At 70.8% G+C, this 12,721-nt stretch carries 7 protein-coding genes and 1 pseudogene; 1 reads left to right on the forward strand and 7 read right to left on the reverse strand.

The annotated features are described in order from the left end of the window. Positions 1-49: 49 nt before the first annotated feature. Positions 50-502, reverse strand: coding sequence for an RDD family protein (locus IEY20_RS03060; RefSeq protein ID WP_175327728.1), 453 nt, complete (start codon positions 500-502; stop codon positions 50-52). A gap of 184 nt (positions 503-686) precedes the next feature. Here IEY20_RS03060 and glnA (IEY20_RS03065) point away from each other — a divergent pair, with 184 nt between their 5' ends. Then, the gene (glnA, locus tag IEY20_RS03065) at positions 687-2,111 is read left to right on the forward strand and encodes a type I glutamate--ammonia ligase (RefSeq protein WP_058724294.1); all 1,425 of its coding nucleotides are present in this window, start codon (positions 687-689) and stop codon (positions 2,109-2,111) included. A 232-nt stretch (positions 2,112-2,343) separates the two neighbouring features. Here glnA (IEY20_RS03065) and IEY20_RS03070 read toward each other — a convergent pair. From IEY20_RS03070 to IEY20_RS03095, 6 genes and pseudogenes are all read right to left on the reverse strand, one after another. Continuing rightward, positions 2,344-3,785: pseudogene (locus IEY20_RS03070) on the reverse strand (UDP-glucose dehydrogenase family protein). After that, positions 3,782-5,341: a glycoside hydrolase family 26 protein gene (locus tag IEY20_RS03075; RefSeq protein WP_188888891.1), complete on the reverse strand. Its 1,560-nt coding sequence runs from the start codon at positions 5,339-5,341 to the stop codon at positions 3,782-3,784. The pseudogene IEY20_RS03070 and the gene IEY20_RS03075 overlap by 4 nt, the downstream one beginning before the upstream one ends. Further along, positions 5,334-6,959 carry a glycosyltransferase family 2 protein gene (locus IEY20_RS03080; protein ID WP_175327726.1) on the reverse strand — a complete coding sequence of 542 codons (1,626 nt, stop codon included), beginning with the start codon at positions 6,957-6,959 and terminating at the stop codon, positions 5,334-5,336. Before IEY20_RS03080 ends, IEY20_RS03075 begins: the two co-directional genes overlap by 8 nt. A 727-nt stretch (positions 6,960-7,686) precedes the next feature. Further along, positions 7,687-10,788 carry a bifunctional [glutamine synthetase] adenylyltransferase/[glutamine synthetase]-adenylyl-L-tyrosine phosphorylase gene (locus tag IEY20_RS03085; protein WP_229727824.1) on the reverse strand — a complete coding sequence of 1,034 codons (3,102 nt, stop codon included), beginning with the start codon at positions 10,786-10,788 and terminating at the stop codon, positions 7,687-7,689. Between the two features lie 10 nt (positions 10,789-10,798). After that, the gene (glnA, locus tag IEY20_RS03090) at positions 10,799-12,136 is read right to left on the reverse strand and encodes a type I glutamate--ammonia ligase (RefSeq protein WP_175327725.1); all 1,338 of its coding nucleotides are present in this window, start codon (positions 12,134-12,136) and stop codon (positions 10,799-10,801) included. Between the two features lie 60 nt (positions 12,137-12,196). Next, the gene (locus tag IEY20_RS03095) at positions 12,197-12,373 is read right to left on the reverse strand and encodes an SPOR domain-containing protein (RefSeq protein ID WP_148286109.1); all 177 of its coding nucleotides are present in this window, start codon (positions 12,371-12,373) and stop codon (positions 12,197-12,199) included. Between the last annotated feature and the right edge of the window lie 348 nt (positions 12,374-12,721).

A 12,721-nucleotide genomic window follows, 5' to 3' on the forward strand; every position in this document is an offset into this window, starting at 1 on the left:
TCCCGCACAGCCCCGGGCGCACCCGGCTGCCGACCGCGACCGCCGCCGATCAGCGCCGGACGAGCACCGTCCCCGCGATCCGGTCGTGCGCCCCGCGGCTGTCGCGGTCGATGATGAGCGCTGGCACGACGAGGCAGAGGAGCACGGTCCGGACCACCGGGCGCCACACCCCGACGTAGCCTCCGCGGATCGGCGCCACGCGCAGGCCGACGCAGACGTGTCCGAACGAGCCGGACAGCAGACAGATGAAGAGGATCTGCAGCGCGGCGAAGATGGCGATCTGGACCCAGGAGTGCGCGATGTCACCGGATCCGTTCACCGGGGACCACACGCCCGTCACGTACGCGACGAGGTCGGCCAGGGCGCCGTCGATGAGGAGCGCGACGACCCGGCGACCGATGCGGCCGACGCTGCGGGGTCCGTCCTCCGGGAGCCCGAGGTCCTTCCCGGGCCAGCCGTCCGGGTGTGCGGCGGACGACGACGGGGCGGTACTGCGGGCCATGCTCCCAGCGTAGGCGACGTCGGCCCGCACCCGGTGCCGCCCCGTCAGCGACGGAACGACCCCCCTCGCGTAACACGCACGAAACAAGGCAGTGACGTCCGGGAAACCCGGTGTCAATAGCCTCGTCGGAGGGTGCCGAAAGGTCCCTGCCGACATCACCCAACCCCACAGGAGATCGACACACATGTTCAGCGATTCCTCCGAGGTGCTCGCCTTCATCAAGGACACGGACGTCAAGTTCCTCGACATCCGCTTCACGGACCTGCCCGGTGTCCAGCAGCACTTCAACATCCCGGCGTCGACGGTCGACGAGGACTTCTTCTCGGTCGGACAGCTCTTCGACGGCTCCTCGATCCGCGGCTTCGCGTCGATCCACGAGTCGGACATGCAGCTCATCCCCGACGTGACGACGGCCTACATCGACCAGTTCCGCGCCGAGCGCACGCTGATCATGATCTTCGACATCTACAACCCGCGGAACGGCGAGATCTACGGCCGTGACCCGCGCCAGGTCGCGAAGAAGGCGGAGAAGTACCTCGCGTCGACGGGCATCGCGGACACCGCGTTCTTCGCCCCCGAGGCCGAGTTCTACATCTTCGACGACGTCCGCTACTCGGTCACGCAGAACAAGTCGTTCTACTCGGTCGACTCCGAAGAGGGCGCGTGGAACACCGGCCGCGAAGAAGAGGGCGGCAACCTCGCGAACAAGACCCCGTACAAGGGCGGCTACTTCCCGGTCTCCCCCGTCGACAAGACGGCAGACCTCCGTGACGACATCACCCTCAAGCTGATCGAGGCGGGCTTCGAGCTCGAGCGCTCGCACCACGAGGTGGGCACCGGCGGCCAGCAGGAGATCAACTACAAGTTCGACACGATGGTCCACGCCGCGGACGACATCCTGAAGTTCAAGTACATCGTCAAGAACACGGCCGACCAGTGGGGCAAGGTCGCCACGTTCATGCCGAAGCCGCTCTTCGGCGACAACGGCTCGGGCATGCACACCCACCAGTCGCTCTGGAACGACGGCAAGCCGCTGTTCTACGACGAGAACGGCTACGGCGGCCTCTCGGACGTCGCGCGCTGGTACATCGGCGGCATCCTCAAGCACGCCCCGGCGCTGCTCGCGTTCACGAACCCGTCGATCAACTCGTACCACCGTCTGGTCAAGGGCTTCGAGGCGCCGGTCAACCTGGTCTACTCGGCCGGCAACCGCTCGGCTGCGATCCGCATCCCGATCACGGGCACGAACCCGAAGGCCAAGCGCATCGAGTTCCGCGCGCCGGACGCCTCGGGCAACCCGTACCTCGCGTTCGCCGCGCAGCTCATGGCGGGCCTCGACGGCATCCAGAACCGCATCGAGCCGCACGAGCCGGTCGACAAGGACCTCTACGAGCTCCCCCCGGAGGAGGCCAAGGGCATCCCGCAGGTTCCGGGTTCCCTCGACGAGGCCCTCGAGGCGCTCGAGGCGGACCACGAGTTCCTCACGAAGGGCAACGTCTTCACCGAGGACCTCATCCAGACGTGGATCGACTACAAGCGTGAGAACGAGATCCTCCCGCTCGCGCAGCGTCCGCACCCGTTCGAGTACGAGCTGTACTTCGGCGTCTGATCACCGCTGACCACGAAGGCCCCGCACCGGTTCCGGTGCGGGGCCTTCTGCGTGCGGCCCGCGTCCCGACACGGGGTGACCGCCTGGAGGCCCGGTGCCGGCCCGACGGAACGGCACCGGGCCTCCAGGCGGTCGCGCCGACGCGTCCGCGCCCACCGTGCGCGGGACGGGACGACGGAACGGGGCCCGCGCCGCCCCCGGCACGGACCCCGCTCGTTGCGGAGGTGGGAACCTACCGTGCCGTCGCCAGCACGTCGTTCGCCCCCGCGGCGACGCTCACGGGTGCACCCGTGACCGGAGTGGGCCGTCCCAGGGAACGGACGGTCCACCCAGCCGTGACCCAGTCCTCGACCGGGAGGCAGTTGCGCGCGTCGATCACGACGCGACGCCCGACGACGTCCCCGAGTGCCACGGGCGACGCCTGGATGATGTCGTCCCACTCGGTCAGGACCAGCACCACGTCGGCGCCCTCGATCGCTGCCTCCTTCGTGGCGGCGTAGGTGAGGGTCGGGAACGAGCGGCGGGCGGTCTCGTTCGCCTCCGGGTCCCACAGCGAGACCTGGGCGCCGCGGAGGTGCAGTGCGGCGGCGACGTTGAGCGCCGGCGAGTCCCGGACGTCGTCGGTGAGCGGCTTGAAGGCGGCACCGATCACGGCGATGCGACGGTTCAGCACGGAGCCGCCGACGGCCTCGATCGCCATGTCGATGACGCGCTCGCGCTGCCCCATGTTGATCTCGTCGACCTGTTGCATGAGGCCGACGACACGTCCGGCGCCGAGCTCGTTCGCGCGGTGCATGAGCGCACGGATGTCCTTCGGCAGGCAGCCGCCCCCGAAGCCGAGGCCGGCGTTGAGGAACTTCCGGCCGATCCGGGCGTCGTGCCCGAGTGCGTCCGCCAGGGTCGACACGTCGGCACCGGTGATCGCGCACATCTCCGAGATGGCGTTGATGAAGGAGATCTTCGTCGCGAGGAACGCGTTCGCGCTCACCTTGACGAGCTCCGCCGTGGCGAGGTCCGTGGTGATGACCGGGCAGCCCTCGGCGATCGGTGCGGCGTAGACCTCGCGGATGACCGCGTCGGCCTCGGGCGAGGCACCGCCCCAGACGAGGCGGTCCGGGTGCAGGGTGTCCTCGACGGCCTTGCCCTCGCGGAGGAACTCGGGGTTCCAGATGAGCTCCGCGTCGATGCCGGCGGGGTGAACTCGCGGACGAGCTCACGGAGCCGGGCTGCGGTGCCCACCGGGACGGTCGACTTCCCGACGATGAGGCCGGGGTGCGTGAGGTGCTCGGCGACGCCGCGCGTGGCGGCCTCGACGTAGGACAGGTTCGCGGCGTGCGACCCGGCCTTCTGCGGGGTGCCGACGCAGACGAAGTGCACGTCCGCGGCGGCGACGGCCTCGGGGAGCGACGCCGTGAAGCGGAGCTTGCCGCTCGCCACGTGCTTCGTGATGAGCTCGGGCAGGCCGGGCTCGAAGAACGGGACCTCGCCGGCGGTCAGGGCGGCGAGCTTCGCGGGGTCGACGTCCACGCCGATCGTCTCGAAGCCCATCTCGGCCATGGCGGCCGCGTGCGTCGCGCCGAGGTAGCCGGTGCCGATGACGGAGATGACGGGAGCGGGACGCACGTCCGAGGAGGACGGGGAGGACGGGGCCGGGGTCTTCTTCTGAGCGGTCATTGCTTGACCTCCTGCAGGTCGTAGTCGGTGTCAGTGCGCGCGATGCCGTCCACGAATGCCTGGAGGCTGTCGGCGCGGGAGTTGAGTCGCCAGTCGTTGGTGGTGCGCGTGCCGTCGACGATCGTGGTGGCGGTCTCGCTGAAGTACGAGAAGCCGATGACGTCGTCGTTCGCCGGGTCTGCGAGGCCGTCGAAGAGCGAGGTGATCCACTTGGCCTTCTGACCGTTCGTGACCGACGTGCCGGTCTCGGTCGCGCCCACCTCGGACAGGAGGATCTTCTTGTCGGGGGCGATCTCGCGGAGCTGTGCGAGCGTCTTGCCGAAGGTGGTGTCGAACGTCGGGTCCTCGGACGCGGTCCGGTAGTACCCGCTCATGCCGACCCAGTCGACGTACTCCGACTGCGGGTAGCACTCGCGCAGGTAGTCGAGCTGCATGTACTTCGGGTTGCCGAGCTTGTCGATGCGGCTCGGCGCCCAGTTCCAGATGACGTACTGGTTCGCGCCGTTCGCCTGGAAGACGTCGTGCACGTGCTGCCACATGGCCACGTAGGAACCGGCGGCGTTCTGCTGGGCGGTGCCCTCGGACCAGTTGTACCAGGAGCCGTTCATCTCGTGATCGAGGCGGATGACCATCGGCTGCTTGTTCGCTGCGAGGGCCTTGGCGTACTTCGTGAGGTAGGCGTCGAACTTCCCGGTGACGATGTCCTCGTTGGTGTACCCGGGGACGTACTTCGCGTCGTTGCCGGTCTTCGCGGGCGCGGTCTCCCACGTCATGAGCGGCAGGCGACCGTTCGCCCACGAGCGCTGCACGGCGCTGGCGTTGAAGTCCTGGTCGAAGCCCTGGAAGAACCCCACCATGTTCGTGGCCTTGCCGACCTGCTGCGACACCTCGTCGTACTCGGCCCAGTTGAAGGGCGACTGCGCCGTGTACAGGCCGTACCACCGCGTGGGCTGGGCCATGATCTGCGCCTTGGTCGGCACGGAGACCGGGGTGGCGCCGTCGGGGTCCTTCGAGGGGCCGCCGTTCGGATTGGTCACGCCATGGTCGCCGGAGCCGGAACCCTTGCCCGAGCCGGAACCCGCGTTCCCGCCGGACGTCCCGGAGCCGCCGGACGAGCCCGACGCGGACCCGCCGGAACCGGCCCCGTCGGAACCGGAGCCCGACCCGCTCGCGGTGGTCGTGCCTCCCGTCCGGCTCTTCGCGGCGCCGAGCTGCGACTGCAGCGAGGCGATCTGCGCCTTGAGGTCGGCGATCTGGTCCCCGCGGGAACCGGCCTTGGCCGTCGTCGAGTCGAGCTTGCCCTCGAGCGCCCAGATCTTCTCCTGGGCGGCGGTGAGCTGCGTCTGCAACTCCGCCGCGGAGACCTTCTTCTTGGGCGGGGTGACGCCGAGCGCCTGGTGGACGGCGGTCGACACCGGGCCCGAGGGCGACACCCAGACGGTCCAGGTGATGAGTCCGAGGACCACCAGGATCGCGGTCGTCCCGAGGGCGGTGAGCTTGGCGTGCTTGCTGGACTGGGCCCACCAAGCACCGGAGGAGCGGATGAGGTCAGACAATGAGGAACGCCTCCAGGGCGAAGATCGCGATGCCGATGACGTACGGGATCGCGGCGTACGGGTTGTAGCGGCGGACCTTGACCGGTCGGGCCGCTGCGCGCGAGGTCGCGGCGGGCTCCGTGGAGCGTCGCGTCGCGAGCACCGTCGCGGTGGAGTTGGTGGTGGCGTCGGCGCCGGGCGCGAACGACGGCCGGGCCGTGCCTGCACCTGCGCCTGCGCCTGCGCCTGCGCCTGCGCCGAAGATCTCGTCGAACGCGCGGTCGGCAGCTGCCTGGTCGTCGCGGACCCGGCCGGCGTCGACCGGGCTCACCGGCGTCTGCGTGGCCACCGGGAGCGGCTGCGCGGCCGCCGTCGGGTCCTCCTCCACCGGACCGCCGGCGTAGGCGCCGGCACGGGTCCCCCAACCGGACGCGTGGGCCAGGCGGAAGAAGCCGATGAGGCGGATCGGCATGAGGAAGAACGTCGACACGATGATGAACATCGGCAGGCGGAAGAAGTCGCTCGGCTTCTCGGACAGGTGCCGGATCTGGCGGATCGCCATGCTCAGCACGGACGAGACCACCATGAGCGCGGCGACGTAGACGAAGCCGGTGCTGAAGCCGTACTGCTGCAGGATGCCCTGGTACAGGTTCTCGCCCTGCCCGGTGAGCGCGCGGTAGATCCAGCCCGCGATCACGCCGAAGAGCATGAACGGCAGGATGATGTCCGTGATGAAGAAGGCCGCCAGGATCGGCGCGTGCCCGATCATCCACGGGAGCATCCGGAGCGTGTTGTACTGCGAGCCGCGGGCCCAGCGGAGCTGCTGCTTGAACAGCTTCTTCACCTGGAGCGGAGCGTCCGTGTACACGAGCGACGTGTACTGGTAGACGGTCCGGTAGCCCTCCTTGAGGGTCAGGTTCGTCAGGGTGCGGTCGTCGGAGACCTCGAGGAAGACGCCCATGAACTTCTCGTGCATGAACCTGTCCATGACCCGCACGAGGATGTTCCGCCGGAAGGCGATCGTTCGGCCGGGCAGGCAGCCGATCTGGCCGAGGACGCTCTGCGCGGGCATCGAGTAGAGCGCGCGCGAGTTCTCGAGCCAGTCGGCCCAGCGGGTGATCCAGCTGCGGGTCGGCTCGAGGATGCGCTGACGGGTGGTCACGCCGCCGACGGACTCGTCGGCGAACGGCTTGAGGAGCTCCTCGAGAGTGCCGGGGGTCCAGACGGTGTCCGAGTCGACGAGCACGGTGATGTCGCCGGTGGACATCTCGGTGCCGACCTTGACGGCGTTGCGCTTGCCGGGGATCGGGGTGTGGGTCCAGCGGACGAGCGGGGCGAACTCGTCGCAGACCTCCTCGAGGGCCTCGTTGCGGGCGCCGTTGATGACGACGATGATCTCGCCGGGGCGCTGCTCGACCATGCGGCCGATGACGTCGCGGAAGAGGTCGAGCGGCTCGTCCACCACGGGGACGACGACGCTCGTCGTCCCGGTGTACGTGCCGGTGAAGGGGCGGTAGCGGGCGGACAGGACGACCTTGAGCAGCCAGAGCAACCAGATCACCGCGGAGTACACGGCGAACAGGTAGAACTCGGGGTGCCCTTCGACCATCTGCCGGATCTGCAGAATGAAGGTGAACATCGATCCCTGCTTCAACGTTCGAGGTGGGGATTCCGCTTCATCGAGGAACCTGTGGTCGGTTCGGGTGGGGCCAATCGTGCAGAAAGCGCAGGGCCCGCGCAACACGACCCCCGAGTGGGGGCGTTACGAGCGCGTTACGGGGTACACCCTGGTCCCCCACTCAGCGACGGCTCGGTGTCCCCCCGACTGCTGACAGCAGTCCGGCGGACCGCTCCATCAGCCGAACCGGCACACTCCTCGCCTCCAGCCTGCGCGACCCTCGGGTCGACTCAGATCGAAAATCCCCGGTCAATCAGGTATTTCTTCACTCGTGGGACACGGTCAGGTCGCGTCGTTCGGCGTCGACCCGAGGACGGTAACGGCCGGGTAACAGGCTGGGAGCGGTCCCAACAGCGGGGTACAGGGTTCACAGCTCCGGGGGACGGTTCCGGACACACGGAATTCACCTTCGACGGCACGTCATGTTCGGGCGAACGACGTCGGCTCGGGCGTGTCGCGGTGTCGCCGGACGCGTCTCGAGCCGCGGTGGGAGCGCGCCGGGCGGGAGCGGACGGCGGCCTGGAGGCACGGGTCGGCCCCGCCACGGGCCTCCCGTCGGGTACGGGGAACGCGTCGGACGGGCGGTGCGGGCCGGCGCAACCACGGGCCTCCTGTCCGGCCGCTGGCGCGGATCGCGCCCCGCTGCGGACGCCGCGCGCCGGCGTGCCGGCGCGCAGTGCCGCGCCGGTCAGGCCCCGTAGAACGCGCGCTCGAACACCTGCCGGGCGCGCCGGGTCACACCGAGGTAGTCCTCCTCGAGCTGCGTGGCCGACCCCGGCGGGTACTCCATGAGCCGTGCCATGCCCTCGAGCTGGATCCGGTCGACGGGCAGCACGTCGGTCGTCTTCCCCGACCACAGCACGAGCGCGCTCCGGGCCCGGGACGCGAACCGCCACGCCGCGCCGAGCTTGTCGGCGTCGTCCGGCGCGACGAGCCCGGCGTCGGTGGCGGCGGTGAGGGCCTCGAGCGTCGAGGTCGTCCGGAGCCCGGGCACGGTCAGCGCGTGCTGCAGCTGGAGGAGCTGCACGAACCACTCGACGTCGCTGAGCGATCCGCGTCCGAGCTTGAGGTGCCGAGCCGGATCGGCGCCCCGGGGCAGCCGTTCCGACTCCACACGGGCCTTGATGCGCCGGACCTCGCGGACCTGGTGGTCGTCGATGTGCTCCGGGTAGCGGGTGCGGTCGGCGAGGTGCTCGAAGTCGCGGAGCAGCTGCTGGTCCCCCACGGCTCCGCGGGCACGGAGCAGCGCCTGCGCCTCCCAGGTCAACGACCACCGCGCGTAGTAGGCGGCGTAGGACTCGAGCGTGCGCACGAGCGGCCCGTTCTTGCCCTCGGGGCGCAGGTCGACGTCGAGCTCGAACGGGTGGATGGCGTCCTCGGTGAGCCGGCCGAGCTCGCGCACGATCGCCTGGGCGGCGCGGGAGGCGACCTCGGGCTCGGTGCCCTCGGCGGCGCGGTACACGTACAGGACGTCGGCGTCGGACCCGAAGCCGAGTTCGCGGCCCCCGTAGCGGCCCATCGCGACGATGCCGAACTCGAGTCCCTCGGGCGCGCCGCGGCGGGCGAGGGTGAGGGCGCCGGCGAGGGTGGCCTCCGTGACGTCGGTGAGGGCCGGCCCGAGGGCGTCGACGTCGAGCCAGCCGAGCACGGCGGCCATGCCGAGCCGCAGGGTCTCGCGCCGTCGGGCCGAGCGGACGAGCGCGGCGGACCCGTCGAGGTCGTTCCCGTGCCGGGCCGTCGTCGCGGTCATCTCGGCGAGCAGCGACTCCATCGGTCGCGGACGGAGGAGCGACTCCGGCTCGTCGAGCCAGGCCACGGCTTCCGGGAAGCGCTCGAGCAGCCCGGAGAGGAACGCGGACTCGGACAGGACGGTGGTCAGCGAATGGGCCGCCCCGGACGAGTCGCGGAGCATCCGGAGGAACCAGCTCGACTCCCCCAGGGTGTCGCTCAGCCGACGGAACGCCAGGAGCGCCCGGTCCGGTGCCGGCCCCTCGGCCATCCACCGCAGGAGCACCGGCAGCAGGTTCCGTTGGATCGCGGCGCGGCGGCTCGTGCCCTGCGTGAGCGCACGGATGTGTCCCAGCGCGCCCGCGGGATCCGCGAAGCCGATGGCGCCGAGACGGTCCGCGGCCTGGTCGCTGGTGAGGACGATCTCGCCGTCGGTGGCCGCCACCGCGGACAGCAGCGGGCGGTAGAAGATCCGCTCGTGGAGTCCGCGGACCTCGAGCTTCACCGTGCGCCAGCGGTCCTCGAGCGCCGCCGCCGAGGTCGCGAGACCGCTCGACCGTGCGAGGACGCGGAGTTCGTCCTCGTCGGAGGGCATCAGGTGCGTGCGCTGCAGACGGCGGAGCTGGATGCGGTGCTCCAGGACACGGAGCAGCGCGTAGTCGGGGCCGAACCGCGCCGCCTCGGGCCGCCCGACGTAGCCGGCCGCGGTCAGCGCGTCCATCGCCTCGAGCGTCGAGCGCACCCGGACGCTCTCGTCGTCACGGCCGTGCACGAGCTGCAGCAGCTGCACGGTGAACTCGACGTCGCGCAGCCCGCCCGGGCCGAGCTTGAGCTGCCGGTCGACCTGGGCGTCGGGGATGTGCTCGGTGACCCGCTCCCGCATGCGCTGCACCGACTCGACGAAGCCAGGCCGGGTGGCGGAGGTCCACACGAACGGCGCCACGGCCTCGGCGTACCGGCGTCCGAGGTCCGCGGACCCGGCGATCGGTCGAGCCTTGAGGAGCGCCTGGAACTCCCACTCCCGCGCCCACCGCTGGTAGTACGCCACGTGCGAGTCGAGCGTGCGGACGAGCGCGCCGTCCTTGCCCTCGGGCCGGAGGTTCGCGTCGACCTCCCACAGCGCGGGCTCGGCCGCCAGGTCGGTGATCGCGTGGGTGGCGGCGACGGCGAGCCGGGTGGCGATGAGCACTGCGCGGTCCGTGCCGACCCCGGTGTCCGCGTCGTCGTCGCGGGTGGGCTCGGTCACGAAGATGACGTCGACGTCGCTGACGTAGTTGAGCTCACGGGCGCCTGCCTTGCCCATCGCGATGACGGCGAGCGGGGTGGCCTCGACGTCGGCGGCGGGGAACGGCACCTCGCGCCGGGCGACGTCGACCGCGGCCTCGAGTGCCGCGCCCGCGAGGTCCGCGAGCCCGGCGGCCACGGCGGGGAACGCCTCGGTCGGGGCGTCGTGCAGGACGTCGAAGAGCGCGATCTGCGCGAGGTGCCGGCGGTAGCGCACCCGGAGGCGGAGCCGGGCGTCCTCACCGGTCGCGCCGTCGACCGCGGCGAGCAGGGAGGCGGTGTAGTCGTCCTGCGTCCATGGCGGTGTCACCGGGTCGAACAGCAGGGCGAGTTCGGCGGGGCGCCGGTGCAGGAACTCCCCCAGCCCGACGGACGCGCCGAGGAGCCGGACGAGCCGTGCGGCCGCGGCCCCGTCGGCGAGGACGGCTCCGAGTTCGTCGGGCGCGCGCTCCGAGAGGCGTTCGAGCAGGCGGAGCGCTCCGTCCGGGTCGGCGGTCGCGCCCCAGACCGCTGCCGGGTCGAACCCAGGGAGGCCGGACCCGCCCCCGGCGGACACGGGGCGTGCGCCGGCGTCGGCTGCGGCAGACCCGTTGCCGACCGCGGCAGACCCGTTGCCGACCGCGGCAGACCCGTTGCCCGCATGCGGCAGGACGGCGCCGAACCGCGCCTCCAGGCCGGGGACCCGTTCGAGCGCGGCGATCCGTTCGAGGCTCTCCGACAGCTCGGCGAAGCCGAGCCGGGCGAGCTCGGACCGTGACGTCTTCGTCCGACCGGTCATGCGGGCAGTGCTAGAGCGCGCCGAGGTTCGTGTCGAGCTCGAACGGCGTGACCTGGTCGCGGTAGGCCTGCCACTCCTGCCGCTTGTTGAGCAGCACGAAGTTGAAGACCTGCTCGCCGAGGGTCTCGGCCACGAGCTCGGAGTCCTCCATGAGGCCGAGCGCGTGGTCGAGGCTCGCCGGGAGCTGCTTGTAACCGAGGGCCCGACGCTCGGAGTCGGACAGGCTCCAGACGTTGTCCTCGGCCTCGGCGGGGAGCTCGTAGCCCTCGTCGATGCCCTTGAGGCCGGCCGCGAGGAGGAGCGAGTACGCCAGGTACGGGTTCGCGGCGGAGTCGATGCCGCGGTACTCGATGCGGGCCGACTGCCCCTTGTTCGGCTTGTAGAGCGGGACGCGGACCAGGGCCGAGCGGTTGTTGTGGCCCCACGTGACGAACGAGGGTGCTTCGTCGCCGCCCCAGAGGCGCTTGTACGAGTTCACGAACTGGTTCGTGACCGCGGTGATCTCGGGCGCGTGGCGGAGGACCCCGGCGATGAAGTGCTTCGCCGTCTCGGACAGCTGGTACTGGCCCCCGGCCTCGTAGAAGGCGTTCTGGTCGCCCTCGAACAGCGACACGTGCGTGTGCATGCCCGAGCCCGGCTGACCGGACAGCGGCTTCGGCATGAACGTCGCGTAGACGCCCTGCTCGATCGCCACCTCCTTCACGACCGTGCGGAAGGTCATGATGTTGTCCGCCATGGTCAGCGCGTCGGCGTAGCGGAGGTCGATCTCGTTCTGGCCGGGACCGGCTTCGTGGTGGGAGAACTCCACCGAGATGCCGAGGTCCTCGAGCATCCGGACCGAGCGGCGGCGGAAGTCGTGCGCACTGCCACCGGGGACGTTGTCGAAGTAGCCGGCCTGGTCGACGGGCTGCGGGCCGCCGTCCTTCCACTCGCGGCTCTTCAGGAGGTAGAACTCGATCTCCGGGTGCGTGTAGAACGTGAACCCGCGCTCGCTCGCCTTCGCGAGGGTGCGCTTCAGGACGTTGCGCGGGTCGGCGACCGCGGGCTGGCCGTCCGGCGTCGTGATGTCGCAGAACATCCGGGCCGTGGGGTCGATCTCGCCGCGCCAGGGGAGGATCTGGAACGTCGAGGGGTCCGGGTGCGCGAGCACGTCGGCCTCGTAGCTGCGGGTCAGGCCCTCGATCGCGGAGCCGTCGAAGCCGATGCCCTCGGCGAAGGCCCCCTCGACCTCGGCCGGCGCGATCGCGACCGACTTGAGCGTCCCGATGACGTCGGTGAACCAGAGTCGGATGAACTTGATGCCGCGCTCCTCGATGGTGCGGAGCACGAAGTCCGTCTGCTTGTCCATTGACGCCCTTTCCGTGGTGCAGCTGGTCCAGCTGGGAGTCTCAGCCTATTGGTTCTCCGGTCAGTCTTCGTCGTCCCAGCGCTCGTTGTTCGCCTTGATGCGGTCGAGGGCGTGCTGCGCCTCCTCGCGGGTCTCGAACGGCCCGATGCGGTCGCGCTGCGGGGACTGCGGGCCCTGCTCGACCGCGTGCGTCTTCTCGTTGAACCACCACTGGGACTCGATGCGTTCGTCGCTCATGCCGCCACCGTACCCACGGCGGGGGCGTGCGGGCCGGGCGTGCCGCTGGGCGGGCTGGGGCTAGGGGGCGGGGCCTGGGCTGGGCCGGGGCCGGGGCCGGGGGGGCTGGGGGCTGGGGCCGGGGCCGGGGGCTGGCGCGAGTCTCGGCGTGAGCGACAGTTCTCGGGCGAAAGCGCGCGAGAGCTGTCGCGCAGCCCGAGTCTCGGGGCGCGCAGGCCGAGTCTCGGGGCGCGCAGACCGAGTCCCGGGGCGCTCACGACGAGTCTCGGGGCGCGCAGCCCGAGTCTCGGGGCGCGCAGCCCGAGTCCCGGGGCGCGCAGGGCGACCGCCTGGAGGCCCGGTGCCGGT

This window comes from Curtobacterium luteum, assembly GCF_014646995.1.
Taxonomy (GTDB): Bacteria; Actinomycetota; Actinomycetes; order Actinomycetales; family Microbacteriaceae; genus Curtobacterium; species Curtobacterium luteum.